The organism is Vibrio sp. LB10LO1 (assembly GCF_010092875.1).
Classification (GTDB): domain Bacteria; phylum Pseudomonadota; class Gammaproteobacteria; order Enterobacterales; family Vibrionaceae; genus Vibrio; species Vibrio campbellii.
Genome location: NZ_JAADJW010000018.1, coordinates 42,998 through 69,995, shown reverse-complemented (window position 1 = coordinate 69,995; position 26,998 = coordinate 42,998). Strand labels below are relative to the sequence as shown.

Annotated in this window: 25 protein-coding genes and 1 riboswitch; of the genes, 13 read left to right on the top strand and 12 right to left on the bottom strand. The window is 46.7% G+C overall.

Translation table 11 applies throughout. The annotated features are described in order from the left end of the window. The first annotated feature begins 19 nt into the window (after positions 1-19). Positions 20-1,744: an SLC13 family permease gene (locus GXP65_RS14420; protein ID WP_005430526.1), complete on the top strand. Its 1,725-nt coding sequence runs from the start codon at positions 20-22 to the stop codon at positions 1,742-1,744. Between the two features lie 24 nt (positions 1,745-1,768). Next, complete coding sequence (cysC, locus tag GXP65_RS14415) at positions 1,769-2,386, top strand: adenylyl-sulfate kinase (protein WP_045402453.1); 618 nt, start codon at positions 1,769-1,771, stop codon at positions 2,384-2,386. 90 nt (positions 2,387-2,476) lie between these two features. Here cysC and GXP65_RS14410 read toward each other — a convergent pair whose 3' ends face one another. The 7 genes from GXP65_RS14410 to GXP65_RS14380 all read right to left on the bottom strand — a co-directional run bounded on the left by GXP65_RS14410 (position 2,477) and on the right by GXP65_RS14380 (position 8,118). Beyond that, positions 2,477-3,382 carry a TIGR03899 family protein gene (locus GXP65_RS14410; protein WP_020196530.1) on the bottom strand — a complete coding sequence of 302 codons (906 nt, stop codon included), beginning with the start codon at positions 3,380-3,382 and terminating at the stop codon, positions 2,477-2,479. A 371-nt stretch (positions 3,383-3,753) separates the two neighbouring features. Beyond that, complete coding sequence (locus GXP65_RS14405) at positions 3,754-4,248, bottom strand: DUF3299 domain-containing protein (RefSeq protein WP_005430529.1); 495 nt, start codon at positions 4,246-4,248, stop codon at positions 3,754-3,756. A 5-nt stretch (positions 4,249-4,253) separates the two neighbouring features. Further along, the gene (locus GXP65_RS14400) at positions 4,254-5,513 is read right to left on the bottom strand and encodes an ABC transporter permease (protein WP_005430508.1); all 1,260 of its coding nucleotides are present in this window, start codon (positions 5,511-5,513) and stop codon (positions 4,254-4,256) included. After that, positions 5,510-6,238, bottom strand: a complete 729-nt coding sequence (locus GXP65_RS14395) for an ABC transporter ATP-binding protein (RefSeq protein WP_162093122.1) — start codon at positions 6,236-6,238, stop codon at positions 5,510-5,512. The genes GXP65_RS14400 and GXP65_RS14395 overlap by 4 nt, the downstream gene beginning before the upstream one ends. Before the next feature lie 52 nt (positions 6,239-6,290). Further along, positions 6,291-7,004: a DUF2796 domain-containing protein gene (locus GXP65_RS14390; protein WP_162093121.1), complete on the bottom strand. Its 714-nt coding sequence runs from the start codon at positions 7,002-7,004 to the stop codon at positions 6,291-6,293. A gap of 98 nt (positions 7,005-7,102) precedes the next feature. Further along, positions 7,103-7,402, bottom strand: a complete 300-nt coding sequence (locus GXP65_RS14385) for a DUF2607 family protein (RefSeq protein ID WP_005430545.1) — start codon at positions 7,400-7,402, stop codon at positions 7,103-7,105. A gap of 164 nt (positions 7,403-7,566) precedes the next feature. Beyond that, entirely contained in the window at positions 7,567-8,118 is a 552-nt protein-coding gene (locus GXP65_RS14380; protein WP_005430577.1) for a YtfJ family protein, read from the bottom strand. A 216-nt stretch (positions 8,119-8,334) separates the two neighbouring features. Here GXP65_RS14380 and GXP65_RS14375 point away from each other — a divergent pair, with 216 nt between their 5' ends. Beyond that, complete coding sequence (locus GXP65_RS14375; protein WP_162093129.1) at positions 8,335-8,535, top strand: DUF1107 domain-containing protein; 201 nt, start codon at positions 8,335-8,337, stop codon at positions 8,533-8,535. 49 nt (positions 8,536-8,584) lie between these two features. Here GXP65_RS14375 and msrA read toward each other — a convergent pair whose 3' ends face one another. Continuing rightward, positions 8,585-9,223 (bottom strand): peptide-methionine (S)-S-oxide reductase MsrA, encoded by a 639-nt coding sequence (msrA, locus tag GXP65_RS14370; protein ID WP_005430534.1) that lies wholly within the window; start codon positions 9,221-9,223, stop codon positions 8,585-8,587. A 166-nt stretch (positions 9,224-9,389) separates the two neighbouring features. Here msrA and GXP65_RS14365 point away from each other — a divergent pair, with 166 nt between their 5' ends. The 5 genes from GXP65_RS14365 (at position 9,390) to GXP65_RS14345 (ending at position 16,131) form a co-directional block, all read left to right on the top strand. After that, the gene (locus GXP65_RS14365; RefSeq protein ID WP_050919774.1) at positions 9,390-11,102 is read left to right on the top strand and encodes an autotransporter assembly complex family protein; all 1,713 of its coding nucleotides are present in this window, start codon (positions 9,390-9,392) and stop codon (positions 11,100-11,102) included. Then, a complete protein-coding gene (locus tag GXP65_RS14360; RefSeq protein ID WP_162093120.1) occupies positions 11,099-14,971 on the top strand; it encodes a translocation/assembly module TamB domain-containing protein in 3,873 nt (1,290 codons plus the stop codon). The genes GXP65_RS14365 and GXP65_RS14360 overlap by 4 nt, the downstream gene beginning before the upstream one ends. Before the next feature lie 33 nt (positions 14,972-15,004). Further along, a complete protein-coding gene (locus GXP65_RS14355) occupies positions 15,005-15,352 on the top strand; it encodes a gamma-glutamylcyclotransferase (RefSeq protein WP_005430563.1) in 348 nt (115 codons plus the stop codon). Between the two features lie 64 nt (positions 15,353-15,416). Further along, complete coding sequence (locus tag GXP65_RS14350; RefSeq protein WP_038890882.1) at positions 15,417-15,755, top strand: DUF2799 domain-containing protein; 339 nt, start codon at positions 15,417-15,419, stop codon at positions 15,753-15,755. A gap of 16 nt (positions 15,756-15,771) precedes the next feature. After that, positions 15,772-16,131: a DUF2799 domain-containing protein gene (locus tag GXP65_RS14345; RefSeq protein ID WP_162093128.1), complete on the top strand. Its 360-nt coding sequence runs from the start codon at positions 15,772-15,774 to the stop codon at positions 16,129-16,131. An 80-nt stretch (positions 16,132-16,211) separates the two neighbouring features. Here the strand turns inward: GXP65_RS14345 and ppa are convergent, their stop codons facing one another. Continuing rightward, positions 16,212-16,742 carry an inorganic diphosphatase gene (gene ppa / locus GXP65_RS14340; RefSeq protein WP_045402442.1) on the bottom strand — a complete coding sequence of 177 codons (531 nt, stop codon included), beginning with the start codon at positions 16,740-16,742 and terminating at the stop codon, positions 16,212-16,214. A gap of 125 nt (positions 16,743-16,867) precedes the next feature. Then, the gene (gene fbp / locus GXP65_RS14335) at positions 16,868-17,884 is read right to left on the bottom strand and encodes a class 1 fructose-bisphosphatase (RefSeq protein ID WP_005430527.1); all 1,017 of its coding nucleotides are present in this window, start codon (positions 17,882-17,884) and stop codon (positions 16,868-16,870) included. A 314-nt stretch (positions 17,885-18,198) separates the two neighbouring features. Here fbp and mpl point away from each other — a divergent pair, with 314 nt between their 5' ends. The 5 genes from mpl (at position 18,199) to thiQ (ending at position 23,743) form a co-directional block, all read left to right on the top strand. Next, positions 18,199-19,557 (top strand): UDP-N-acetylmuramate:L-alanyl-gamma-D-glutamyl-meso-diaminopimelate ligase, encoded by a 1,359-nt coding sequence (gene mpl / locus GXP65_RS14330; RefSeq protein WP_045419923.1) that lies wholly within the window; start codon positions 18,199-18,201, stop codon positions 19,555-19,557. After that, positions 19,557-20,195, top strand: a complete 639-nt coding sequence (locus GXP65_RS14325; RefSeq protein WP_012126903.1) for a flavin prenyltransferase UbiX — start codon at positions 19,557-19,559, stop codon at positions 20,193-20,195. The genes mpl and GXP65_RS14325 overlap by 1 nt, the downstream gene beginning before the upstream one ends. Positions 20,196-20,227: 32 nt before the next feature. After that, positions 20,228-20,377: riboswitch (TPP riboswitch) on the top strand. A 68-nt stretch (positions 20,378-20,445) separates the two neighbouring features. Then, the gene (gene thiB / locus GXP65_RS14320; RefSeq protein WP_038890879.1) at positions 20,446-21,438 is read left to right on the top strand and encodes a thiamine ABC transporter substrate binding subunit; all 993 of its coding nucleotides are present in this window, start codon (positions 20,446-20,448) and stop codon (positions 21,436-21,438) included. 14 nt (positions 21,439-21,452) lie between these two features. Beyond that, complete coding sequence (thiP, locus tag GXP65_RS14315) at positions 21,453-23,039, top strand: thiamine/thiamine pyrophosphate ABC transporter permease ThiP (RefSeq protein ID WP_162093119.1); 1,587 nt, start codon at positions 21,453-21,455, stop codon at positions 23,037-23,039. Next, a complete protein-coding gene (thiQ, locus tag GXP65_RS14310) occupies positions 23,039-23,743 on the top strand; it encodes a thiamine ABC transporter ATP-binding protein (RefSeq protein ID WP_039841397.1) in 705 nt (234 codons plus the stop codon). The genes thiP and thiQ overlap by 1 nt, the downstream gene beginning before the upstream one ends. 75 nt (positions 23,744-23,818) lie before the next feature. On the opposite strand, the gene GXP65_RS14305 is transcribed toward thiQ, so the two are convergent. Beyond that, positions 23,819-24,256 carry a universal stress protein gene (locus tag GXP65_RS14305; RefSeq protein ID WP_005430588.1) on the bottom strand — a complete coding sequence of 146 codons (438 nt, stop codon included), beginning with the start codon at positions 24,254-24,256 and terminating at the stop codon, positions 23,819-23,821. 44 nt (positions 24,257-24,300) lie between these two features. Further along, positions 24,301-26,880, bottom strand: coding sequence for a TRAP transporter permease (locus GXP65_RS14300; protein WP_050905713.1), 2,580 nt, complete (start codon positions 26,878-26,880; stop codon positions 24,301-24,303). Positions 26,881-26,998: the final 118 nt, after the last annotated feature.

Sequence of the window (26,998 nt, the reverse complement as noted above, 5' to 3'; positions counted from 1 at the left end):
TTATTGGTAAGGATTGGCTATGTGGGAACAAGGATTTGTATTAGCGATTTTGCTTGGCATTATCACTTGTTTACTCGTAACCAAAATTAAACCAAGTTACGTATTTGCAGGAGCTGCTTTCATTGCGTTTATGGCGGGGATGATTGAGCTCAATACCATTGCGGCAAACTTTACTAATTCTTCACTTCTGACCCTAGTGCTGCTGATCCTCGCATCGAGCGCATTAGAAAAAACCTTATTGATCAGTTGGGTCAGTCGCAGTATTTCTGAAGGCCATCTCGGCAGTGTGATTGCCAAGTTGGGCTTTTCTACCGCTTTACTTTCTTCTTTCACAAATAACACCGCGGTTGTGGTGTCGTTAATTGGCGCGATTAAACGCAACCAACAACATGCGCCTTCTAAGCTTTTGATTCCGCTTTCTTATGCAGCGATTTTTGGTGGTACGTTGACGTTGATTGGTACCTCGACCAATTTAATCATCAACAGTTTTGTTGAAGATGCCGGCCTGCCAAGCTTGAGCTTCTTTACTCCAACCATGATTGGCTTAGCGGTGTTGGTGGGCGGTGTGCTTATTCTAATCCCGCTGAGCTATCTGTTGCCCAATTACGATGACCAAAGCCAAGAAGATTTACCTTACTTCTTAGAATCTCGAGTTGAACCGGGGTCGCCGCTGGTTGGGCGCACCATTACCGAAAATAACCTGCGTGCCCTGAGAAAATTGTTCCTTGCTGAAGTGATTCGCGATGGCGTAACGGTTCCGTCTGTTGGTCCTGATTTTGTTCTGAATGCCAAAGATCGATTGCTGTTCTGTGGCGATGTTGAGAGTGTCGCAACACTGCAAGAAATTCCTGGTTTAACGCTGTTTGGCCATCAGCACCTTAACGGTCAGAACTTCATTGAAGTGGTAGTCAGTTCATCGGCGACCTTCTGTCATAAAACCCTGAAAGAGAGCCGTTTCCGTGACCGCTTTGATGCGGTGGTTGTGGCGATTCGTCGTGGCCATGAACGCCTTGAAGGTGGCTTAGGTAACATCACTTTAGCTGCAGGCGATACGTTAGTTTTGGTACCCGGTAAGCGCTTTGAGACGGAACGCCGTGCTCACCGTAAAGAGTTTGTGTTGGTGAACGATCTGGATTCCAGCGCGCGTTTAGACGCCAACAAATCGGCTTTGGTGTTATTTGGTTTTGCCGCTGTGATTGGCTGTGCGTTGCTAGAGATCGTACCTATTATCAAAGGTCTGGCAGCTTATCTGATTGCGCTACTTGCTTTTGGCGTGATTCAACTTTCCGAACTTCGTCGCCGCTTCCCAATCGATATTGTGGTGATTGTGGGCTCGGCGTTGTCTATCGCCCAGCTGATGATTACATCCGGTTTATCGGTGCGAATGGGCGATATGTTTATTGAAGCCTTTAATGGCTGGGGTGTGTTTGGCGCGCTAGTCGCCACTTACATTATGACTTTAGTGCTAACTGAGCTCGTGACCAACAATGCGGCGGCGGCGCTTTCTTTCCCTATTGGTTATAGCATGGCGGTAGGTTATGGCGTTGACCCAATGCCTTTCATTATGGCGGTGCTGTTTGGCGCCAGTGCCAGTTTTATTTCTCCTTACGGATACCAAACCAATTTGTTGGTATACAGCGTAGGGAATTACAAATTGACCGATTATGTGCGAATCGGCGTGCCGATTTCCATCGTGTATTCAGTGCTAGTACTGACGCTGATTCCGGTCTTCTTTCCGTTTTAATCTGTAAATTTACAAGGATACGTTATGACTGCCGAAACTCCGGTAAAAGATGAAAACATCGTTTGGCATCAGCACTCGGTTGATAAACAGTTTCGTGCTGGATTAAAAAAGCAGAAGCCTGCGGTACTTTGGTTTACTGGGCTATCTGGCGCGGGCAAATCAACGGTGGCAGGTGCATTGGAAAATCGCTTAGCCGAATTGGGTTATCACACTTATTTGCTCGATGGCGACAATGTGCGTCATGGCTTGTGCAGCGATTTAGGTTTTTCTGAGCAAGACCGTCGCGAGAACATTCGTCGCATTGGTGAACTGGCGAAACTGATGGCAGACGCGGGTTTGATTGTTCTGTCGGCATTTATTTCTCCTCACCGCGCAGAGCGTCAATTGGTGCGTGATCTGCTGCCAGAGGGCGAGTTTATTGAAGTGTTCGTCAATGCCTCTTTAGAAGTGTGTGAAGGTCGCGATCCGAAAGGCTTGTACAAAAAAGCACGCGCAGGAGAAATCCCGAATTTCACCGGTATTGACTCTGAATACCAAGCTCCAGCAAACCCAGAAATTGATTTGCCAGCGGGCGAAAAGAGTGTCGATGAGCTGGTGGAGTTATGTTTAATCGACCTTAGACAACGCGGCGTGATCCGATAAAAAAGCATTTGGATCATAGGTGGCCAAAAAGTCACTGAGCAGTTAAAAGAGCTTTTGGATCATAGGTGACCAAAAGCTCTTTTTTATGTACTAAACGGTGTGGTTTACTGTGGTTTTTGCTTCGCTATGAACGCTAAATCTTTGATTTAGAAGCGCTAGCATCTGGTCATAGTATTGATTGTTAGGCTTGTTACCAAGCAGCTTACACAACTCATTACCTGTCGGAGTAAAGCGGTAGTAAAGCAGACGCACACCTTTTGTATTCACCTGTAATGACAAATTCTTACCTTGGTAGCTGAGCATCAAAGGCGTTTCAATGCCAATCTCTCCTGACTCTAATTCAGTGCTGTGCAGCAGTCCCAATTCAATCAATACTAATAAGCTCGAATAAGGAAGTTGGAAGCTACCCATGTTGAGATTGCTGGTGGTATCGCGTTTGCCAAAACTGAATATTCCGCCATGCGCTTTGTAGCCAATCAAAAGTTTTCTACTTGAATCACCACCAAAACTGCACGCTAACGTCGCGGCACGTTGCAGAGTTTGGGCTTCTCTTGGCGACATGTCTTTCAACACTTTAAGTGCTTTCATCGAAGTTGAGCCGGGGTTGGTCACTTCGCGCTTCATGACTTGCGCCCAGAGCTTTTGCATTGAGCTGTTGTGGATGTCTTGCGCCATATCGAAAAAACGATACAACCAGTCTTGGTCTGGCTCACCAGCGGTCTCATCTCGACATGAGCTGTGCGCCAGTTTGAGGATCTGCTCTAAGTTCTTCTGTCTTTGTTCTTGGCGACGTTGTTCTCTTAATTGAGCTCGCTCAAGTGCGGTTTTAGCTGGAGGATCACTTTGCAACAATGCGTCTAACCCGTAGATTTGGGCAATGCTTTGAACACGGCTCGCACTGTCTTTAATGTAGCCAGACTTCTTTTCGTGGTGAGTATGTTTTTGTTGTGTGGGTTCGTGTTCGATAACAACAGGTTGCTTTGTTGGTTCTGCCATTTCATTTCCTACCAAGACTGGCGATTAGCGCTTGCTTAAATTTACACCTTTCCTGTTTTCTCGACCAGAGAGGCATGTCCGGATTTTGACAGAATAGGGCTATTCAAAATGATAATGAGTTGTTAAAATTGTTATCGTTATTTTGGAGGGCTGATGAGATATTCAGACGTAAGCAAACTGAGAAAACACCTGTCGATAGCGCTACTTTTGGTTTTGTATGTCGGTATACTCGCGTATTTGTCTCGCTATATCGTGTAACTAAATATATATCTGGCAGGCATAAAAAAGGCGCCGAAGCGACGCCTAGTGTATCTATTCTACTAATCAACTGAGTTATTGATTATCAACCAAGTTATAAGCTATCAAACAAGCTACATATCATCGTAGGCTTCAATTGATGAGCCTTCAATCACGTAGGCCGTTTCTGCCAACTCATGTTCGATCGTTTCAGTTTTCAGAGTTCCCACCACATAAATGACATCCCATAGCTCCTGTACTGGTGCACCTTTCGGGAATTTGACATAAATGATCTGGTTTGGTGGTGGTGGTGGAACGTGGATACAAGCGCCAAAGTATGGCACCAGTAAGAATTCCGTCACCGTATTCGCATCACCTTCTAATGGGATCACGAAGCCAGGGATTTTCACTTTGCTGCCGTTAAGCTCAGGACGAACATTACCAATCTTAGATTGAAGTGCCGCCCCACCGTTGTGGTCTGTAGCTGGCATGCCGACACTGTCGAACATCTTGCGCTCATTCTCTGGCACAAGATCAATCCAATCGAGTTTCAGCGGTTCGTCACTGGCCATTACTGGTGCAGTGAAGGATATCAGTAGCAAACAGCTAGCGAGTATTTTTTTCCACATTTTTACTAAATCCTAATTGTCATTCCATCGCTGAGCGATTGTCGGTAAGCACGGAATGCTGGGATGAAGCCAATCACAATACCTGCACACTGTACAAAGCCAAGCAACATCCATTCATACGGCGACAGTGCCGTTAAGGTTAGGTGTATACCATAACTTTGTTGGATTATTGGTTGCAAGAGGGCAAGAATGGAATACAAGCCCGCAACGCCGGTAATGATGCCAGCAAACGTGAGTAAACTCGCTTCACTGATCAGTAGCGAGAAGACGTGTTTAGGTCTTGCTCCCATTGCGCGCAGGATGGCCATTTCACGGCGGCGTTCTTGTAAGCTGGTCAGCAAGCTACTCAACATACCCAATAAACCTGCCACGACTACAAAGCCTGAGACTGCCATCAGTGCTTGTTCTGCAACCGACATCATTCCCCATAATTCATGCAGAGCGACGCCCGGCATGATGGCACTAAGTGGCTCTTTCGGATAAGTGTTGATTTGTCTTTGCAGAGCAAAAGTCTGGATGCGTGATTTCAACCCGACCAGCATCGCAGTGATCTGCTTTGGTTGAAAATCTCTGGCTTTGAGGTCTGCGGCACTTGGTGTCGGGCCCAAGCGAGCGCCACTTTCCCAACCGACGTGAATTGCTTCAATCGCTTCTAGGGAAACGTGGACGGTTTTATCCACTGGCGTGCCTGTCGGAGCCAGAATACCGACAACTTTAAATGGCAAGTTATCGTGACGACTAAAGCCAACATCACTGATGCCATGGGCAATGATGATCTCGCTACCAATTTTATAGCCGAGTTGTTTTGCAACATCAGAGCCAAGTACGGTTTCAAATAAGCCATTGAATTCTCGACCTTCAGAGAAGGTGAGTGGTTGCTTACTTCCGTACTTATAATGTTCGAAATAGCTGTGGTTGGTGCCCATCACTCGAAAGCCTTTGTGTGAATCACCCAACGAGATTGGGATAGCCCAATCGACGGCTCGGTGGTTCGCAAACTCTTGGTAGCTCTTCCAGTCAATATTGTTGGTGGCATTGCCGATTCTGAATACTGAGTACAGCAGCAGGTTCACTTGTCCTGAGCGACCTCCGACAATTAGGTCAGTTCCAGAAATAGTATTAGCGAAGCTATCTTTGGCTTGGGTTCGAATGCGTTCTACGCCTAATAATAGAACAACAGAAATGGCAACCGTCATGATGGTGAGAATAGCGGTCGCTTTACGGTTCATCAGGCTTTTCCACGCGAGCTTTACAACAGCACTCATGATGCGGCTCCTAGGATTTGCGCTTGATTGATTTCAGGCAGATTAAGTGTTCGGTCAAATAAGGATTCTAGCGTCGGGTCATGACTGACGAAGACCAACGTCGCGTTAGCAAGGTTGGCTTGCTCCATCAAGAGTTCAATGAATGCTTTGCGGTTGTCATGATCGAGTGCCGATGTGGGCTCATCGGCAATCACCAGTTCAGGCTGACCGATCAAAGCACGCGCTGCGGCGACACGTTGTTGTTGACCAATACTGAGCTCTGATACCGGTTTGTCATGCAGGGCTTTAGGTAAACGCAAACGTTCCAGTAGCGTCGTCGCTTGTGCTTCCAGTGATGTCGTTGAAGCATTTGGAGTAACGCGGTCGCGGCGAATTTTACTGAATTGGCATGGAATAAGAACGTTCTCTATCACATTGAGATAAGGCAACAAATTGAATTGTTGGAAGATATAGCCAATGTGATCGGCGCGAAACTTGTCTCTTTGACTCGCTCTCAAACTCGCGATATCGGTGTCTAATACAGACAATGAACCGGATGTGAGCGTATTGATGCCTGTTAACAGTGCAAGCAGAGTCGATTTACCGCAGCCGCTTGGGCCTTTGATAAAGACATGCTCGCCTTGAGCAATGTGTAACTGGGGGATGTTAATGGTCGCGTTTTCGGAGCCGGGCCAGACAAACTGGGCATTAGAGAGCTCAACAACGTTTAACGTGGTTTCAGTCATAATAAATTACCAAAGCAATGGCGTGTAAGTAAGTACTTACACGCCATGTGATTTATTTAATTGCGATCTTTGCGTTGTCTTTGCTTAGGCTAGTCGCAGACTGAGTAGTGTCAGTGAATAGGTTTGCACTGATTGATTCTGTTGCAGGGAATTGCTTGAACCAAGTGGTATTGATGCTGTTTAGATCGGCAACAGAGTCACAGTGGTAGCGGTATTCTGCTGTGAATTCACCGTGGCCGCTGTGTTCATGATCGTGACCCTCATGCTCGTCGTGATGTTCATGACCTTCGTGATCGTGGTGGTCATCATCATGTGCATGTTCGTCGTGATCATGGTCTTTGTGCTTGTCATGGTCATGTTTGTCATGATCGTGACCTTCGTGGTCATGCTTATCGTGATCGTGGCTCTCATGGTCGTGGTGTTCATGACCTTCATGAGAATCTTGGCCTAGGGTGTGGGATACGTGAACATCTTCAATCACACATTTCGCTTGTTTGTTGATAGCAAACAACTGGTCGGTGTTTTTTAGAGCAGCAACAGCATCGCCAAGTGCCTTCTCTTGTTCTGCGTTTTCAGGTGCGTGCTCAAAGCCAACAACGTCCGCGCCTGGAGAAGTGATTTCGATCAGTAAGTCTTTACCATCTTGAGCAATATTGAATTCTACGTGACCATGCACGTGTGCTTCGTGTTGACGATATTCTTCTGCGTTTGCAGTTGCTGCTAGAGATAGGCCGATAACAAGAGCCAGAGCGTGTTTAGAAGGCATTTTCTTTTCCTAATTTGCTTAAATGTTTTATTGAAATTGCTAATTTAAATCATGTAGTTAGCAACTCGTTTAATTTCTAGTATGGAGGCTTCTTAAGTTTAAGCAAAAATAGGCGGCGCGCGCGCTGTATAACGCACATCACTGACATTTAAACGTTTTTTGATCACGTCTGAGTATGTCGAGCGTTGATAAGTTGGTGCGAGAAGCTCTGGTTGAGCCTTAACCAGACCATGATGCGAGCCAGCAAACATTTGGCAATGATGGTGGCTGTGGTGCTCCGGGACTAGGTCAAGTTGATGAGCGATAGTGGCAAAATTCCAAGCGATCAGTAACGCAACACTGAGTAAGACCACAGTGCGACGCCAATAATGTGAGATTGCTTGCCAGCGATAGTGCATCTTAAAGCCCGAAACGATACCTAGTGTTATAATATAACACCCATTTGGCAGAAAAGTTCATTCTTTTATGAAATGGAGATGGATTATCTGTGATGAAATAATAACTTAGAAGCAAGTTTTCGGGAGTTTGCTCCTCACCTAAAGACGGTAAGGAGCAATTAAGACTAGATATTTTGCTTGATTAGACCAAGAACTTGGTTGATTTCATCCGTGCTGAGAGCCCCTTCTTTGATGAAGAGAATTTTACCTTGCTTGTCTTGCACAATGATGGCTGAGCTTTCTTCTTGTAGAGCCCAGCTATTTGCCACTACACCATTTTCATCTAAGACCATTGATGACCAAGGAAATTCTTGTTTGCTGTCTTGCGCCGATGATTTGACAAATGAACCAGTTCCCCAAACGGCATCATCTTGATTAATGATGGTCGTGGTTTGGTAAGCATCTTCCGGGAATTTCGCTTCAGTTAGCGCTGTCATTAGTGGTGCGTTCATTGCTTTTGAGCTGCTGCGCCCTGCGATTGCATGAATGACACGGACTTTACCGAGCATTTGTTGCGTAGCCCAAGGTTGATAAGCCACGCCTTCACCTTGCAATACGATTTCACCGTAGGCGTCTACTTTCGCCGCTGGCACGCTTTCACCAACTGATAAGTTGTGAGCCAGTGCTAGACCCGGAGCAAGAGCAAGGAAAAAAGGGAGGAGAGTCTTAGTTTTCATATTGTTATGTTCCATATGGGGGTGTGAGACTTTCCAAGTATATACTTACAGTGAATAAAAATGTAGAACCGTTTATAACAATTCTTTAACGTATGATGTTTTAATTTTGTTGCTTTGAGAAAGGAATTTGATAGAATGAACCCTGTCGCAAATTGCGCATAAAGGTTGCCATGGAAAGAGCAATCGGTGTTTTCTCAAAAGGATATTGAGGTGGTTATGCTACGTGAGTTTGCTGTTTACCGTCCACGTCAGGTGGCGCGTTTCGTTAAGACTTTATTCAAAGGTCAGTTTTCAATTGCAGGTATTGGTCAGTTCCGTTTTGATAACGGAAAGGTGCTGTTGCCTGATATCAAAAACCCCCAACAACTCTCTGTATTTAGAGAAGTAAATCAAGCAATTTTATCTCTCCCAGTGTAATGACAAGAATTGTAAAAGAGCGACTTTCGTCGCTCTTTTTAGTTTAGGCTTAACCTTGAAGGCTTGGTGGGAAACAAACCCCAGTGCCACCTAAACCACAGTAGCCGTTCGGGTTTTTCGCTAGGTATTGCTGATGGTAAGTTTCAGCGAAGTAATACGGACCAGCAGGTTCAATTTCTGTCGTGATGGCTGAGCGTTGATCTTCTTGCAGAGCTTGCTGATACTGAACCTTTGAACGTTCGGCTGCGTCTTGCTGTTCTTGTGAATAGGTGTAAATCGCAGAGCGGTATTGAGTTCCTAAGTCGTTGCCTTGGCGCATCCCTTGAGTTGGGTCGTGCTTTTCCCAAAATGCGGCAAGCAAATGCTCAAGAGAAATCACGCGATCATCAAAGACCACTCGGACCACTTCGGTATGTCCTGTCTTGCCTGTGCACACTTCTTCGTACGTTGGGTTTGGTGTGTAACCCCCTGCGTAACCGACGGATGTGGATACCACGCCCTCAATTTGCCAGAACAATCGTTCTGCTCCCCAGAAGCAACCCATTCCCAATAAAATCTGTTGTTGGTGAGCTTGCGGCTGTGCCGTTAAACTCGATTGATTTACAAAATGCGTGTCATCGATTTGCATTGATGCCTCTCTACCTGGCAGCGCATCTTCTATACTGATCATTGTCTGTTTGTTGAGCATGGTATTTGTCCTTCAATACGAGTCTTAATTTTGCGAATGATTATATTCAGTCTGAATATGATGTTGTGATGACATAGACCGTGGTAAACCTATTAATATTACAGACTTAGCCTTCAATTGGCGTTATTATTGTTTACGTTTATTTAACCTCATCCAGCTAAAAAGCATGATAAGAAAAGCTACCCCGATCATTGTCAGTCTACTTGCCTTTTCTCATAGCGCTTACGCCGATGTTTCCTTAAAGATAAAGGGCATTGATGGCGCGCTAGAAGATAATGTGAACGCTTACTTGTCTTCCATTCCAGAAGACGATTACTCCACGTCGTTGCGCTTTCAGGCGCGATTGGAACAAAGTATCACTGAAGCGCTCAATGCGCTTGGTTATTATCATGCGAAAATTTCATACACTATTACGAAAGATAATGATGAGTTGATCGTTAACGTCCAGCCGGGGGAACCTGTCAGAATCAAAGAAATGGACGTAGTGATTTCAGGTGAGGCGGGGGAAGATGAAGAATTCACGAACCTGATCAAAAAATCACGTTTGAAAGAAGGTCGAATCCTAAACCAAGGGGAATACGACGCTCTAAAATCGGGCATTCGTAACTTAGCGTTGCAGCGTGGCTACTTTAACGGTGACTTTAAATTGAGCCGTTTAGAGGTGGTGCCAGAGCTTAATGAAGCTAACGTTCGTCTGCACTATGACAGTGGTATCCGTTATCACTTTGGTACGGTTGAAATTTTAGGTAGTCAGATCTGGGAAGATCGCGTTGATTCTTTGCGCCCATTTAAAACCGGTGAGCCTTACTTGGTCTCTGAAGTGGGTGAATATAACCAGAACCTTTCGAATACGGATTGGTTCTCATCGGTATTTGTTGAGCCTGATCTCACCAAGTTAGATGATGGTCGAGACCTACCAATCAAAGTCTCACTTGCTCCTGCTGCGAAAAACCAAATTGAAACGGGTATTGGTTACTCTACCGATACTGGTGTGCGCGGTACGCTGAAATGGAAAAAACCATGGGTGAGTGCGCGAGGCCACAGCTTTGATACCGCGCTTTCTCTGTCTAAACCAGAGCAGACCATCACGGCTGGCTACAAGATCCCACTTGATGACGTATTGCACGAATACTACCAACTTCAGTTCGGTTTGAAGCATCTCGATAACCGCGATACGGAGAGTTTGGAATCGAATCTTGCGGTAGAACGCCACTGGATCACCGATGGTGGTTGGCACAAAACGTTGTATGTTCGTCACTTGTACGAAAACTTCTCGCAAGGTTTGCAAGAAGATGGTGTGCAGTTTGTTTTACCTGGAGCCTCGTTCTCTCGCACACGAACTCGTGGCGGTAATATGCCAATGTGGGGCGATAAACAGAGTGTGACGGTTGAATACGGTGACCCAGCGTTGTTGTCTGAAACTCGCGTACTTCGTTTGTTAGGTCGCACATCTTGGATTCGTGGTATCGGACAAAACCACCGTGGTTTATTCCGCCTTGAAGGTGGCGCCAACGTCACTGATGAATTTGAAAAACTCTCGCCATCGCTGCGTTTCTTCGCTGGTGGTGACAACAACATTCGTGGTTACGGCTACGAATCGATCTCGCCAACAGACTCGAGTGGCGCATTAACCGGTGCGAAATACATGGTAACCAGTACGTTAGAGTACCAATATCGTGTGCATGGCAACTGGTGGGGTGCGGTATTCTACGACATTGGTGACGCGTTTAATAAAACCCCTGAATGGAAATCGGGTGCGGGTGTCGGTATCCGCTGGGCATCACCGGTCGGTCCGGTGAGTTTTGACTTTGCTTGGGGCCTAGACGCCGAGCCAGATCCAGAATTCCGTATCCACTTCTCTTTGGGGCCAGAGCTATGATGAAAACAACACTGAAGTGGACGAAATGGTTCTCAATCGGTCTACTGACTCTTATTGTGTTGCTGGCGATTTTAGTCGGCACCATTCTATTTACCCACCCAGGTCTAAAGTTGGCACTTTGGGGGGCCGAAAAAGCGTTACCGCAACTTAAAGTCGAGCAAATCCAAGGCTCACTATTCCCACGTTTTGCGCTGCATAATGTCAGCTTTGTGGATGAGTCTCTCCATATTGATGCTAAGGTGGAAAGCTTAACGTTAGCGATGAACTTCCGTTGTTTCTTTGACCCTAAAGTGTGTGTGGATGAGCTCGCGCTGCAGGGTGTTAACTTCCAAATGCCAGAGTTGCCACCGGCAAGTGATGAGCCGGAAGAAGAAACACCACCGCTGCGCTCTATCAGCACACCAGTGCCAATCTTCGTCAATAAAGTCAGCTTTAACGACATTAACTTGAACATCTTAGGTAACAAGGTTGATTGGCAAGAATTCTCTACCGCATTGTCGATGCAAGGTGACCGCTTGGTGATTGCTCCAACGGCATTGAAAGCTATCAATGTGGCACTTGCACCAAGTGACGAAGCCACAGGAGAGAAGCCATCACAAGCAGCAGATTCGGAACCAAAGGCCAAGAGCGAGCAAGCTAAATCGACACCAAAGGCAACAGAAAGCCAGCCTAAAGAGGCGAAAACTCCAGCTGCAGAGGAAGCTAAACCTGCAGCTGAAACGAAGCCAGAAGGGATTGTGCTGCCTGAGGTATGGATTCCACTGACCGTTGAAGCAAAACGTCTCGATATTCATGACTTTAAATTAGCGGGTAACACACCTGTGATTGTTCACCACTTAGGGCTCGAGGCAACGGCGGGCGGTGATAAAGTCGATGTCAAAACGTTAGAGCTTGATATGCCAGAAGTCGAAGGTCAGCTAAGTACGCAAGTGACATTATCGGCCGATTACCCAATTCAAGCGCAGATTGATGCTCTGGTTAAACAAGCGGACGTAAAGGGGCAGAAACTATCGCTTTCTGCGTCTGGCTCGGTTGGCGATTTATCATTGCAGGCGACGCTGTCTGATTTGGTGAAAGCGACGATTGAAGGTCAAATTCAACCGCTTAAAACTGAGTTGCCATTTGATATCAAGCTGAAAGATGTTGCTGCGCAATGGCCATTGAATGGTAAGAGTGATTACCAAGTTTCTGTTCCTAGCCTAGCCGCCAAAGGCTCACTAGAGGGCTACACCGTTGCGTTAGAAACCAAGGCGTCGGGTAAAGATATTCCTGCTGTGGATGTGGTGTTAAACGGTAAAGGTACCCTAGAACAGATTGATTTAGACAGCATTGTTGTCAAAACACTAGGCGGTGAGTTGGCGGGTAAGGTGATGGCCAACTGGGCTGCGCCAATCAACTGGCAAGCCGATCTAAACCTGAAGAACATTCAGCCAGGTTTACAATGGCCAGAAGCTGAAGGTGATATCAGCGGTAGTCTATTGACTTCAGGCTCACTAACCGATCAAGGTGGCTGGCAAGTGAGTCTGCCTAAACTGGACATCGACGGTATTCTGCGTGGCTACCCGCTGAATATTGAAGGTCAGCTAAAGGCATCTGACAAGACGGGTAAAGGCGAGGATATTCAGCTCAATACACAAGGTTTAGCTTTGTCCCATGGCCCCAACTCATTGAGAGCAAAAGGTAAGATCGACAAACAGATCTTGATGGATGTTGAAGTTAACTTCCCCGATTTCGCGAAAAGCGTACCGGACCTTGGCGGTAAGATGAATGGTAATATCGCACTTCGTGGTAGCCTGAAACAGCCAGACATCAACTTAGATCTCGCGCTTAACCAAGTGAATTGGCAACAACAAGCCAAGGTAGAAACCATTACGCTGAAAGGCGATGTGACTCCACTGCCTGCGCCGAAAGCTGATGTCAGCCTAATTGCGAAAAACATCACTTACGATGACATCAAAATCGATAGTGCGGACCTTGAAGTGACAGGCGATGAGAAACTGCACCAACTCACGTTGGATGTGGTTTCAGACGTTGTTTCAAGTAGTTTAGAGATCGAAGGTACCTTCAAGCAAAAGCCAGAAATGATCTGGGATGGAGCATTGCGTCGCTTAACGCTAAGTACCCCCCAAGGCCCTTGGGCGCTACAAAAATCAACGGCAGTTAAGGTTAACATCGATAAGCAGATTGCGAATGTACAGGCACATTGTTGGTTGCAAGCAAACTCAAAAGTGTGTCTAACGGAAGACATCAGTGTTGGTAAGAGCGGTGAAGCAAAGTTAGCTATCACTAACTTTGACTTTGACCAAATTAAACAGTTCTTACCAGCAGAAACTAAGCTTCAGGGCTCGGTGAACGCGAATGCTGACGCAAAGTGGGCACCAGACATGAAACCGGAAGTCACGGTAAATGTGGAGATGCCGAAAGGTCAGGTAGAGCAAGCGCTAGAACAGCCAATTAAGGTCGGCTGGGACAGTGTCAGCCTAAAAGCTAAGTTAGCCCAAGATAAACTGAATGCTGAGTGGTTATTTGATGTTACAGACAACGGCGATTTATCCGGTAAGGTGTCGTTAAATGATGTCTCGTCAGAGAGCCCAACTATTGACGGTAAAGTGTCGCTGTCGACGTTCCATTTAGACTTCTTAGCGCCACTTATCGGTGAGTACAGTCTATTCAAAGCGAACATGAACACGGATCTGGCTCTGTCTGGTGATGTGATGCATCCGAAAGTGAATGGTCAGTTCTTGATTGACCAGATGAAGTTGCAAGGTGATGTGACGCCAATTGATATCAACTCGGGCAAAGTCGCGATTAACTTCAGAGGGCATCAAGCAGATTTAGATGCGGGCATTATTACACCCGATGGCAAGCTGGAAATTAACGGTGATGCGGATTGGCGCGATCTGGAAAACTGGCACACCAAAGCACGTGTATTTGCTAAAGAGCTGAAAGTCGATATGCCACCAATGGTGCGAATCAAAGTCGAGCCAGACATGACGATTGACGTGACGCCTCAATTGGCCAAGGTTGAAGGCAACATCAATCTTCCGTGGGGTCGTATCTTAGTGGATGAGTTGCCACCAAGTGCGGTTGGCGTATCGAGCGATACGGTTATCTTGAATAAAGATATGCAGCCTGTCGATGGCGAACAAGCACTGCCGTTTAACGTAGAAACTGACATCAACATCAAGATTGGCGATGACTTCCAATTGTCTGCATTCGGTCTAAAAGGTGACTTGCAAGGTAACTTGAATGTGACACAAAAAGACAAAGGCCCATTCATTGTTGGTGAAGTGAATATCGTCGACGGTTCTTACCGCTCATTCGGCCAAGACTTGGTGATCGAAGAAGGTAAGATCATGATGAATGGCCCTGCGGATCAGCCTTACGTATCAATCAAAGCGATTCGTAACCCAGACAACACGCAAGACGATGTGACTGCCGGTGTTCGAGTAACTGGCCCAGCAAGTGACCCGACCGTAGAAATTTTCTCGGATCCGGCGATGCCACAAGCGAACGCACTGTCTTACCTATTGCGCGGTCAAGATATCGATGCGGAGTCGGGCGGTAACGCCATGACTACAACGTTGATCGGCCTAAGCTTGGCGAAGAGCGGCAAGGTGGTTGGTGAAATCGGTGAAGCTTTTGGTGTACAAGACTTGCAATTGGATACGGCTGGTTCGGGAGATGACTCTCAGGTGACAGTAAGTGGTTATATCTTGCCAGGTCTGCAAGTGAAGTACGGCGTAGGTATCTTTACCTCGCTCGGTGAGTTCACTGTTCGTTACCGTTTGATGAAAGATTTGTACCTAGAGGCGGTATCGGGCGTCGATAGTGCGGTTGATCTGCTCTACCAGTTTGAATTCAACTAAGCTTAGCTTTTAAAACATAACTAAGGAGTGGTTATGCAGCATTTGGTATTTGTGTATGGCACCTTACGCAAAGGAGAGTGCAATCATCACTTTTTGAAAACCGCTGAGTTTCTCGGGCATCATGAGACTGATGCCCAATTTGCTTTGTACGATCTAGGTCGTTATCCCGCGTTGTCGACTGGGCAAAAAGCGATACAAGGCGAAGTGTATTTAATTGATAACGATACACTCAGCGAGTTAGATAAGCTTGAAGATGTGCCGGTGGAGTACCGTAGAGAGAGTATAGCGACACCATTTGGCCAAGCTTGGATCTACTTATACCAAGATACTGAGCAACTCACAGAAGAGATTGCTTCTGGCGATTGGTGCCAAAGGGTGTGAACTATACTGAGAGCAGTAACGTATGCATTGACGATATATACAACAAAGACTTGGGAGGTCTGCGATGAAATATCTATCTCCAATCATACTGCTGCTTCTTGTTGGTTGTTCAAACAGTACACCACCGAGCAGTAACGACAGCATGCAGTGGCAACAATACGGTATGCAGCGAGCGGAAGCAGGTGAATCAAAACTCTCCATGCAAGAGCTCAACAAAGGTGACGATTTATATATGGCGTACAGTAATGGCTATGAAAGCGGTCGAGCAAATTACTGTGCACAAGATGCTTTCACACTCGGTGAAAGCAGGCGTTATTACCGAGGCATTTGCGACGATTTAGATGATCGATTCCGTCGAGAATACGAGCTAGGGCGTACATCTAAAGGCAGCAAACGCTACTAATGAGTGAGGAGTAATGATGAGACTATTCGCGATTGGCGCTATGCTTCTATTCCTCAACGCTTGTGCGCAAACCACACTACCCAGCTCTGTTAACGCGACAGACTGGCAAGCTTTCGGCAAACAAGCAGCACTGAAGGGGTCGCTTGAGTTGTCCGAAGACCGTATTGCCAAGTTAGATGACACTAACCGTGCCACTCCTGAACTCATCATGGCCTACCAAACTGGCTACCAGGAGGGTAAGGAAGAGTATTGTCAGCAAAGCGCTTATATTCTCGGCGTACAAGGCGCTCCTTACTATGGCATCTGCGATGATTTAGACCCATTTTTCCACAACGATTATGAATCAGGCAGATTGTCGACGGCGGGTGGCTATTAAACCGGTTGTTGATTAAACCAAGTTATGAAAACGAAAAAGAGCTGCCAATTGGCAGCTCTTTTGTTATTTGTTACTTACGATTATTTGTTTTGAGCACGCTCGTAAGACTCTAGGATTTCCGCTTTTGCTGCAGCAACGTCATCCCAGCCATCGACCTTGACCCATTTGCCCGCTTCAAGCTCTTTGTAGCGTTCGAAAAATTGTGTGATCTGTGCTTTCAACAATTCAGGGATGTCACCGACATCTTGAATGCCTTCGTACTCTTTTGAGATTTTAGAGTGCGGGACAGCGAAGACTTTCGCATCTTCACCCGATTCATCTGTCATTTTCAGTACACCGACTGGACGGCAGCGAATCACAGAACCTGGCATTAATGGGTAAGGGGTCGGAACCAGTACGTCCACTGGGTCACCATCTAGAGAAAGAGTATCGTTCACGTAGCCATAGTTACATGGGTAGAACATTGGCGCAGACATGAAACGGTCGACAAATACAGCACCAGTGTCTTTATCTACTTCGTATTTGATTGGATCCGCGTTGGCAGGGATTTCGATGACGACGTAGATATCTTCAGGCAGTGATTTACCTGCTGGTACGTTATTTAAGCTCATTTGAATATTCCTTTTCATTGAGGATTAAGCGTGGAAAGGCTTAATCTGGCTAACATTTACGCAGTTCACTTTAACGACAAAAACGCGGCAGGTAAACACCCGCCGCGTTGGACAAAGGTCTGAAATTAGTCTTCTTCGCGATTCAGTTCAAGAAACTCTTCGACTTTGTTGACCATGTTCTTTGAACCCACAAAGAAAGGCACGCGCTGGTGCAGTTCGGTAGGTTTCAAATCCATAATGCGGTTTACACCGTCAGACGCCAAACCGCCAGCTTGCTCAATTAAGAATGCCATCGGGTTGCACTCGTACAACAAGCGCAGTTTGCCTTGAGGGTGGCTTTGCGTGCTTGGGTACAAGTAAATGCCGCCTTTTAGCAGGTTACGGTGGAAGTCAGCAACCAATGAGCCAATGTAGCGAGAAGTGTATGGGCGACCATCTTCAGGCACATTCTCCTGACAGTACTTGATATACTTCTTCACGCCCTGCGGGAAGCGGATGTAGTTGCCTTCGTTGATTGAGTAGATTTTGCCATCTTCTGGGATCATCATGTTTTCATGAGATAGACAGAAGCTGCCAATCGATGGGTCGTAAGTGAAGCCGTTTACGCCATTACCTGTGGTGTAAACCAGCATGGTCGATGAGCCGTAAATCACGTAGCCCGCTGCCACTTGTTTGTGACCTGGTTGTAGGAAGTCTTCTTCTGTTGGTGGGGTTCCAATAGGAGAAACTCGACGATAAATAGAGAAAATCGTACCAACAGACACGTTCACATCGATGTTTGATGAGCCATCGAGTGGGTCCATTAGTACAACGTATTTTGCGTTTTGGTTAAGTTCTTTATTGAACGCAACCGCTTCATCTTCTTCTTCACTGGCTACACCACACACTTGGTCGCGTGCTTCGAGAGCTGCTTTGAACTTGTCGTTCGCGTATACATCAAGCTTTTGCTGATCTTCGCCTTGTACGTTCTCTGTACCTACAGCGCCAGTGATATCACCAAGACCTGCCGCATTGATTTCGCGGTTTACGATTTTTGCAGCTAAACGAATAGAAGCTAATAGAGATGAAAGATCACCGCTAGCGTGGGGGAAATCCGCTTGTTTCTCAACAATGAACTCGCCTAGGGTGCGCAGTCCTGACATGGTTTATCCTTACATTTTTCATTTCGTTGGGGGTGTCGCGCAACGGGGGCATCTCTTTATGGATGTTAAACGATTGCGCTAGATGTAAGTTTAAGTCGCAGATCTTATTAATGGTAATGAAGTAACCGACTGAGATCTCAATTTATTTGTCTTATTGCATAAGACGTGAACCGCTTGGTTAATGCTTGGTCAGTCAGCCCTAAGCCTTGTCAGATTTGTGAAAGAGACTGCACGAACAGGGTGAAAGGCACTCGCTTTTCTGGTGGTTATCACGATAATGAAAGGATTAAAGAACGCATTACAAGGTTAAGTTTATGCACATTCATATCTTGGGTATCTGCGGCACGTTTATGGGCGGTGCGGCAATTTTAGCGCGTCAGCTAGGTCATAAAGTGACGGGTTCGGATGCCAACGTTTATCCACCAATGAGTACCCTGTTGGAGTCTCAAGGTATTGAAATTATTGAAGGCTTTGACCCTTCTCAACTTGACCCTCAACCAGACCTCGTGGTTATTGGTAACGCGATGAGCCGTGGTAACCCATGTGTTGAGCATGTGCTGAATACCAATATGCGTTACACCTCTGGTCCACAATGGTTACAAGAGTTCTTATTGCACGATCGCTGGGTTCTAGCGGTATCGGGTACCCATGGTAAAACCACCACTTCAAGTATGTTGGCGTGGATCTTAGAAGATTGCGGTTACCAACCAGGTTTTCTTGTTGGTGGTGTGCTAGGTAACTTCGGTGTGTCAGCTCGCTTGGGTGAAAGTATGTTCTTCGTCGTCGAAGCAGACGAATACGACAGTGCTTTTTTCGACAAACGATCTAAGTTTGTTCACTACCATCCACGTACCTTGATCATGAACAACCTTGAATTTGATCATGCAGACATCTTCGACGATCTTGAAGCGATTAAGCGTCAATTCCATCATTTAGTACGTACTGTTCCTGGTAATGGTTTGATCCTTGCACCGAAGCAAGATCAGTCGCTACAAGACGTGATTGAGCGCGGTTGTTGGACTGAAAAGCAGTTCTCGGGTGTCGATGGTGATTGGCAAGCACACAAACTGGTTGTTGATGGCTCAAAATTTGAAGTGTCACTGCAAGGTGAGAAAGTGGGCATTGTTGATTGGGACCTTGTTGGTGATCACAACGTGGATAACGCTTTGATGGCTATCGCTGCTGCGCGTCATGTTGGTGTTGCACCAGAACTGGCTTGTCAGGCTCTTGGTCGTTTTATTAACACCAAACGTCGCTTAGAGTTAAAAGGCGAAGAGCAGGGCGTGACGGTTTATGATGATTTTGCTCATCACCCAACGGCGATTGAACTGACATTGGGCGGTTTACGTAACAAGGTTGGTGAAAAACGTATCCTTGCCGTTTTAGAGCCTCGTTCTGCGACCATGAAACGTGGTGTGCATAAGAATACTTTAGCGGCTTCATTGCACAGTGCCGATGAAGTGTTCCTCTTCCAACCAGATAGTATTGATTGGTCGGTACAAGAGATTGCAGACCAGTGTAAGCAGCCTGCGTTTGTTGATGCAGAGATGGACTCTTTTGTCGCAAAAATCGTTGAACGAGCGCAACCGGGCGACCAAATTCTCGTGATGAGTAATGGTGGTTTTGGCGGTATCCACGGCAAGCTTCTAGAACAACTGAAACAAAAAGCTTAATGACATCTATGCAGCAAAAAGTAACCCCTAAAAAAGCCATCACATTAGCACTAACGGGTGCCTCTGGTGCCCCATATGGACTTCGTCTTCTTGAATGTTTAGTGGCAGCGGATTACCACGTCTACGTGTTGATCTCTTCGGCTGCGCGCGTGGTAATGGCGACCGAACATGACTTGAAACTCCCAAGTGGCCCTGAGGCGGCGCAAAAAGCGCTGGTTGAACACCTTAATTGCAACCCAGATAACATCACCGTTTGTGGCAAAGATGATTGGTTCTCGCCGGTGGCTTCGGGCTCTGCGGCGCCTAAGCAAATGGTGGTGTGTCCATGTTCTGCAGGGAGTGTCGCGGCCATTGCACACGGCATGTCGGATAACTTGATTGAGCGCGCTGCTGATGTAGTAATGAAAGAACGCGGACAGTTACTACTTGTGGTGCGTGAAACGCCTTTCTCAACACTGCACCTTGAAAACATGCACAAGCTTTCGCAAATGGGTGTCACCATTATGCCTGCAGCGCCGGGCTTCTATCATCAACCTAAAACTATCGAAGACTTGGTTGATTTCATGGTTGCGAGAATTCTTGATCACCTTGGCATTGAGCAAGGTTTAGTGCCACGTTGGGGTTATGACCAACGTTGATTGTGTAATCAATAAAAGACCTTTACAATCCATCCAACTCATCGGGGAGCAAACCCACTTGGCATTGAGCTTATCAATACCATTGGGCGCTGAGACCTAATCGCTTAACGTTGTTGAGCAGACAGGGACCCGTATTACCTGAACCAGATAATGCTGGCGTAGGAATTGAGTCTGGATATTGGAAGTCCTAAATACCGCCTCAAACCTGTGCCGCTCAATTCATGTCAATAATGCAAATGGAGAGCGAGCAGTGAAAACCACTCTTAGTCTGATTGCCCTTGCAGCCATCACTTCTACTTCGGCGTTTGCCGCTGAAAACACCCTAACTGTCTATACGTATGACTCTTTCGCTGCCGATTGGGGACCAGGTCCTAAAGTCGAAAAAGCGTTCGAAGCCAAATGCGGATGCGATGTTAACTTCGTTGCGCTGGACGATGGCGTTTCTATTCTTAACCGCCTTCGTTTAGAGGGAAATAATAGCAAAGCGGATATCGTGTTAGGTTTGGATAACAACTTGATGGCGGAAGCGAAAAAGACCGGGCTGCTGGCTGAGCATAATGTTGATACCTCAAAGACTACGCTACCTAATGGTTGGGACGATAAGACTTTCGTACCGTACGATTACGGCTACTTTGCGTTTGTATACAACAAGGAGAAGTTGGCGAACCCTCCAAAAAGCATGAAAGAGCTGGTGGAAGAGCGTGATGATCTGAAAGTGATTTACCAAGACCCTCGAACTTCGACGCCGGGTCAAGGCTTGATGTTGTGGATGAAGTCCATCTACGGCGATGATGCGACTCAAGCATGGAAGCAACTGGCAACGAAAACAGTTACGGTTACCAAAGGTTGGTCAGAAGCTTACTCGATGTTCTTGAACGGTGAGTCCGACCTCGTGCTGTCTTACACGACTTCTCCAGCGTACCATTTGATTGCAGAAGGTGATGCGAAATACGCCAGCGCAGACTTTACCGAAGGCCACTACATGCAAGTGGAAGTGGCGGCTAAGGTCAAAGGTTCAAAGAATGCGGAACTTGCGGATGAATTCATGGATTTCATCTTGAGTGATGAGTTCCAATCTGCAATGCCAACAGGTAACTGGATGTACCCAGTGACTGACGTTGAATTACCAAAAGGCTTTGAAACCTTAAGCGTACCAAGCAAGCCACTTAGCTTTAGTGCAGATGAAGTAGCGAAAATGCGCAAGACTTGGATTCGCGAGTGGCAAAGCGCATTGACGTTCTAATATAGGTTCTACTTTTGAATTCTGTTCCGAAAATCGGGTTAGGGGTCGCGATGATTATTGCGACCTTTGTTGTTTCTGCCCTAGGTGCTTTGATTGTTCAAGCGCCTTCACTTGATGTGTCTATGGTGTGGGGAGACCCATACTATCAACACGTCACCAAGTTCAGTTTCTACCAAGCTTTCCTTTCTACACTATTGAGTGTTGGCTTTGCTATTCCTGTTGCTCACGCACTTTCTCGACGTGAGTTCTTTGGGAAGTCTCTACTACTAAAGTTGTTTGCGTCTACCTTAGTTCTGCCGGTGTTAGTTGGTGTATTTGGCTTATTGGCGATTTACGGTAACAGCGGCTTTTTAGCACAATGGCTGAAAAGCATCGATTCGGAGCTGCCGTTTTCCATCTATGGCCTGAACGGTATTTTACTTGCGCATGTGTTCTTTAATATGCCTTATGCAGCGCGGCTCCTTTTGCAGGCATTAGAGTCGATCCCCGCAGAGCAACATAAACTGTGTGCGCACCTTGGAATGAGCCATTGGGACAAATTCCGCTGGGTGGAATGGCCTCGCTTAAGACAACAACTGCCACACGTAAGTGGCTTGGTGTTTATGCTTTGCTTTACCAGTTTCGCCACCGTGATGGCGTTAGGCGGCGGACCGAAATCGACCACCATTGAACTTGCCATTTATCAGGCGATTAAGTTCGATTTTGATCTGCAGGCTGGGGCGCTTTTGGCACTGTGGCAAATGCTACTATGTGGCTTGTTAGCGATTGGCGTGCAGAAGTTGACGAAGCCAGTTTCAGTAAGCGCTGGCAGTACATCGGTACAGCAATATTTAACGAAGGATCATGGGTGGTCAAAAGCTTGGGATAGCTTTTGGATCATAGGTGCCTTTTTACTAGTAATACCACCACTTATGATGGTGGTGTTCAGTGGCATCAACCAGCAAGTTTGGTCGGTACTGACCGATGAGCGCTTTTGGTCCGCACTGTTCAATTCTCTCAAAGTTGCGATACTGGCGAGCTCTCTTGCTGTTGCTGCTGGTGTGTCGATTTTGCTGACCAGTCGACGTTGGCGATTGCAGTATAAAAATACTCTCGCCGATCAAATTGAGCTTATCGGAACCATTATCTTAGTAACGCCGGGATTGGTGATTAGCACCGGATTGTTCCTATTACTGCGATCGTTTACCGATGTATTCAGCTTGGCGTTTTTTGTGGTCATCTTAGTTAATGGCTTGATGGCATTGCCATATGTCATTAAGACTTTATCTCAACCTATGTTGCACATTGAGCAGCAGTATCAGTACGTGTGTGCCAGCTTAGGCATGCGTGGTTGGCAACGATTTAAAGTCGTGGAATGGCAAGCACTGCGCAAGCCGTTTGCCCATGCTTTTGCCATCAGCTTTATGTTTGCGATTGGTGACTTAAGTGCGATTGCCTTGTTTGGTGGGCAAGAATTTAGAACCTTGCCGCTGTATCTATTCCAACTGCTGGGCAGTTATCAAATGGATGCCGCTGCCGTGGTATCGGTTACTTTGCTGTTACTCAGCGTCGGCTGTTTTGCTTTGATTGAGAAAGTGTTGAAAACGAAGGAGAGAGCGTAATGTTAGTGTTGGATGATGTGCAGTACACCTATCAACGTGAACTGTTTCGTTTTGAGTTAGCTATTCAGCGTGGACAAATTGTTTCACTGATGGGGCCAAGTGGGGCGGGCAAATCAACCCTATTGGCGTTAGTTGCTGGTTTTATTAATCCAGACCATGGCGATATTCTGGTTGATAGTGAGTCTATCGTGCGTAAAGAGCCGTATCAGCGTCCGTTTTCAATGCTGTTCCAAGAGCATAATCTGTTTGCTCACCTGTCAGTAAGAGACAACATCGGTTTGGGTTTGCATCCGGGACTAAAGCTCACGGCAGACCAAAAGCTGCTTGTTGAGCAAGCGGCCAAGCAGGTCGGGGTTGCTGAGTATCTGGACCGTTTACCTGAACATCTTTCTGGTGGTCAGCGTCAGCGTGTGGCACTTGCGCGTTGTTTTGTTCAGCCGCACCCAATGTGGTTACTCGATGAACCTTTTTCTGCGTTAGACCCAGTATTGAGAGAAGAGATGCTGACACTGGTTAAACAACTTGCTGCTGAGCGTGGCATTACCGTTTTGATGGTGACGCACCACTTAAGTGACGCCAGAGCGATTGCTAGTCATTTTGCTTTTGTGGCTGGTGGTCAGGTTGAAGCTGCAGGAGAGATTGGTGAGCTTAACGCTCAACATAGCAGTAAAGCATTGAAGGCTTTTGTTAAAGCGGCAGGGTGATTACCCTGAGATAGAAAAATAAAAGGTTGATGCAAGCATCAACCTTTTTTGGTTTTGGGAGTTTGAATGAGCGTATTAGCCTTGAGGCTTCACCACCATAACGTTGATTGGTGAGTTCTCAACGACTTTGCTTGCTACAGAGCCCAGCATCACTTTGTTGATCTTTGAGCGTTTGTGGCTTGGCATAATGATAAGGTCAGCACCTAAGCGTTCAGCGTAATCAAGGATGGTTGCATACGCTTTACCTTCTGCCACGTGGACTTTGTAAATGACTTCATCATCGATATGTTGGTCTGCAAAGGCTTTGAGCTGTTGCTTTACATCTTGCTTCATTTTCGCCGCCGCGTCTTTCGGGAAGTAAGTCGCGACCATCGACATATGAATACCAGGTAAGACAGTAAGCAAGTGAACTTCAGCATTGGCTTGCTTTGCTTGCCATACCGCTAATTCAACGGCACGGTCAGAAAAGCCTTGGTCATTTAGATCAACCGGAACAAGAATTTGTTTGTACATTCAATGTCTCTCATTAAGGCCCCTTATCCTCGGGGCCAAATCGGTTATGCGCTCAGCTGTTCCTTACGAGCACGACGTTTTTGGTTCAGGGCAAGTACCAGCAAAATCATCAAACAAGGCACAAATACCCATTCTTTCATTGGTCGTTCAGCATCTTGAACTACCCATTTGATCTCCCAATCGAAGTCGATTCCTGAAGATTCTGCCGGGCTGCCAAATTCAACCATGTCTACGATCATTTTACCGTCGTTCTCGGTCAGCATTAGGCCCATTGAAGAAAGTCGTTCTTCAGCGGTTGCCGCTTTATCTTCGAACGGAAGACGTACCGTTTTTTCAACGTAGTCACCTTCAAGGTTTTCTCCAGCGACACGTAACTCTATGGATTCTCCTACATTTAACCCTTCTGTGATTTGAGCTATCTCAACACCAGGAGAAAGAACTTTCGCTGGGTAGAGCATGTCCCACCAAAAACCAGGACGGAAGAACGAGAAGGTTAATACTAATAGTAGGATCGTTTCCCACCACTTGTTACGTGTGAACCACCAACCTTGTGTTGCCGCGGAGAAGATCAACATCGCAATAATGGAAGAGATCACGGTTAACGCTAGGTGCCACCATGAATCAATGCCCATCAACAAGAGTTGAGTGTTGAAGACGAACATGAATGGCAGAATTGCGGTTCGAATATCGTAGGTAAAGCCTTGAATACCCGTACGAATTGGATCTGACTTAGCAATTGCGGCAGCGGCAAAGGCAGCTAAACCTACAGGAGGCGTATCATCTGCAAGGATACCGAAATAGAACACAAATAAGTGCACCGCAATCAGTGGGATGATAAGGCCATGAGCCGCACCCAGAGTTACGATAACCGGTGCCATTAGCGTTGATACCACGATATAGTTTGCCGTCGTTGGCAGGCCCATACCCAGGATCAAGCTGATCACTGCAGTAAACAACAGCATTAGGATGATGCTGCCACCAGAGATGAACTCGACGAAGTCTGTCATAACCAAGCCGATACCAGTCAAGGTGACCACGCCAACTACGGTACCCGCAGCAGCGGTTGCCACGCCGATACCGATCATGTTGCGTGCACCGGATACCAAACTCTCTGCGAGATCAACAAAACCGTCTTTGGTCTGCTCAACCAAGTCACCTTGTTTTGATAGCAATGCGATCAATGGGCGCTGCGTCAGCAAGATAAAGATCATGAACACGGTTGCCCAGAATGCTGACAGACCCGGTGAGAAGCGTTCTACAGTCAAACACCAAACCAGCACGACGATCGGTAGCAGATAGTGCAGGCCTGATTTAATCGTTGGGCCTGGATCTGGTACTTCGGTGAGCTCCGCATCAATTTCAATCGCGCCATCTTTCACGTGATTTGCTGAAACCTTCACCAGACCGACGTAAGCAATTAATAGGGCGATGGTTACAATGGTTGTTGCAGCATCGCCAAATACGTCTTTAGTCCAACCCACACCGTAGTAAACCAAGGCGCTGATGACGCACAAGCCAAGGATAGTGCCAGTAAATGACAATAGGCTTTGTAGCATGGTTGGGTTGTGGCGACGAGGAAGGCCGGTCATGCCTGCTTTACATGCTTCAAGGTGAACGATGTAAATCAGAGCAATGTAGGAAATAAGTGCAGGAAGTAGGGCTGCTTTGATTACCTCAACGTAAGAGATACCAACATATTCAACCATTAGGAAGGCTGCAGCGCCCATGATAGGCGGTGTTAGCTGGCCGTTCGTCGACGCAGCAACTTCAACCGCACCTGCCTTTGTACCCGGGAAGCCTACTCGCTTCATCAGTGGAATCGTAAAGGTACCTGTTGTTACTACGTTTGCGATGGATGAGCCCGAAACCAGACCAGATAGGCCGGATGCAACGACAGCCGCTTTTGCAGGACCGCCCTTCATGTGACCAAGCAGTGAGAAGGCGACTTTAATGAAGTAAGCACCTGCGCCCGCGCGTTCTAGCATTGCACCGAAAAGTACGAACAAGAATACAAACGAAGTCGATACGCCAAGTGCAACACCGAATACGCCTTCTGTGGTTAGCCATAAGTGTGACATTGCTTTGTTTAAGCTTGCACCTTTATGAGCAATAACATCTGGCATATATGGACCGGCAAAGGTGTAGGTCAGAAATACTGCGGCAACGACCATCAACGGTGGACCCAGTGCACGACGTGTTGCTTCAAGCAATAGAGCCATACCCGTTACTGAGACTACGATGTCAACGGTTGTCGGTGCACCAGAGCGCCCGGCCAGTTCGGTATAGAAAATATAAATGTAAGCTGCAGCAAAGCTACCCGCTAATGCCAATACCCAGTCGATTAATGGGATATGGTCACGCGGAGAGTTCTTCATTGCTGGGTAAGCAGTGAAAGCGAGGAAAGTGGCAAAAGTTAAATGAATTGCTCGCGCTTCAGTATCGTTGAGTACGCCAAAATTAAAAATAAATGGTAGCGGAGAGGCATACCATAATTGAAATAGCGACCAACACAGTGGTACGAACCATAAGATTCTACCTTGCAAGCCCATTGGGCTACGCGCACCTGTGTCTGCCTGAGCCACCATTTCTTGCACATCTTGTGACGGAGTGTTGTTCGTCGCCATGTACTTTTTCCTTATTATTGATGGTCCTGTCTGTATTGTGTATCGAGAACCCCGCTTCGCTATAACAGTGTAGTGAATAGAGCGAAGTTTGCTTTCGAGTGAATCGCTACAAATCTGT

Bases quoted from the DNA above. Each gene is read 5' to 3' on its own strand.
- GXP65_RS14420 (WP_005430526.1), top strand. From the start codon at position 20: ATGTGGGAACAAGGATTTGTATTAGCGATTTTGCTTGGCATTATCACT.
- cysC (WP_045402453.1), top strand. From the start codon at position 1,769: ATGACTGCCGAAACTCCGGTAAAAGATGAAAACATCGTTTGGCATCAG.
- GXP65_RS14410 (WP_020196530.1), bottom strand. From the start codon at position 3,382: ATGGCAGAACCAACAAAGCAACCTGTTGTTATCGAACACGAACCCACA.
- GXP65_RS14405 (WP_005430529.1), bottom strand. From the start codon at position 4,248: ATGTGGAAAAAAATACTCGCTAGCTGTTTGCTACTGATATCCTTCACT.
- GXP65_RS14400 (WP_005430508.1), bottom strand. From the start codon at position 5,513: ATGAGTGCTGTTGTAAAGCTCGCGTGGAAAAGCCTGATGAACCGTAAA.
- GXP65_RS14395 (WP_162093122.1), bottom strand. From the start codon at position 6,238: ATGACTGAAACCACGTTAAACGTTGTTGAGCTCTCTAATGCCCAGTTT.
- GXP65_RS14390 (WP_162093121.1), bottom strand. From the start codon at position 7,004: ATGCCTTCTAAACACGCTCTGGCTCTTGTTATCGGCCTATCTCTAGCA.
- GXP65_RS14385 (WP_005430545.1), bottom strand. From the start codon at position 7,402: ATGCACTATCGCTGGCAAGCAATCTCACATTATTGGCGTCGCACTGTG.
- GXP65_RS14380 (WP_005430577.1), bottom strand. From the start codon at position 8,118: ATGAAAACTAAGACTCTCCTCCCTTTTTTCCTTGCTCTTGCTCCGGGT.
- GXP65_RS14375 (WP_162093129.1), top strand. From the start codon at position 8,335: ATGCTACGTGAGTTTGCTGTTTACCGTCCACGTCAGGTGGCGCGTTTC.
- msrA (WP_005430534.1), bottom strand. From the start codon at position 9,223: ATGCTCAACAAACAGACAATGATCAGTATAGAAGATGCGCTGCCAGGT.
- GXP65_RS14365 (WP_050919774.1), top strand. From the start codon at position 9,390: ATGATAAGAAAAGCTACCCCGATCATTGTCAGTCTACTTGCCTTTTCT.
- GXP65_RS14360 (WP_162093120.1), top strand. From the start codon at position 11,099: ATGATGAAAACAACACTGAAGTGGACGAAATGGTTCTCAATCGGTCTA.
- GXP65_RS14355 (WP_005430563.1), top strand. From the start codon at position 15,005: ATGCAGCATTTGGTATTTGTGTATGGCACCTTACGCAAAGGAGAGTGC.
- GXP65_RS14350 (WP_038890882.1), top strand. From the start codon at position 15,417: ATGAAATATCTATCTCCAATCATACTGCTGCTTCTTGTTGGTTGTTCA.
- GXP65_RS14345 (WP_162093128.1), top strand. From the start codon at position 15,772: ATGAGACTATTCGCGATTGGCGCTATGCTTCTATTCCTCAACGCTTGT.
- ppa (WP_045402442.1), bottom strand. From the start codon at position 16,742: ATGAGCTTAAATAACGTACCAGCAGGTAAATCACTGCCTGAAGATATC.
- fbp (WP_005430527.1), bottom strand. From the start codon at position 17,884: ATGTCAGGACTGCGCACCCTAGGCGAGTTCATTGTTGAGAAACAAGCG.
- mpl (WP_045419923.1), top strand. From the start codon at position 18,199: ATGCACATTCATATCTTGGGTATCTGCGGCACGTTTATGGGCGGTGCG.
- GXP65_RS14325 (WP_012126903.1), top strand. From the start codon at position 19,557: ATGACATCTATGCAGCAAAAAGTAACCCCTAAAAAAGCCATCACATTA.
- thiQ (WP_039841397.1), top strand. From the start codon at position 23,039: ATGTTAGTGTTGGATGATGTGCAGTACACCTATCAACGTGAACTGTTT.
- GXP65_RS14305 (WP_005430588.1), bottom strand. From the start codon at position 24,256: ATGTACAAACAAATTCTTGTTCCGGTTGATCTAAATGACCAAGGCTTT.
- GXP65_RS14300 (WP_050905713.1), bottom strand. From the start codon at position 26,880: ATGGCGACGAACAACACTCCGTCACAAGATGTGCAAGAAATGGTGGCT.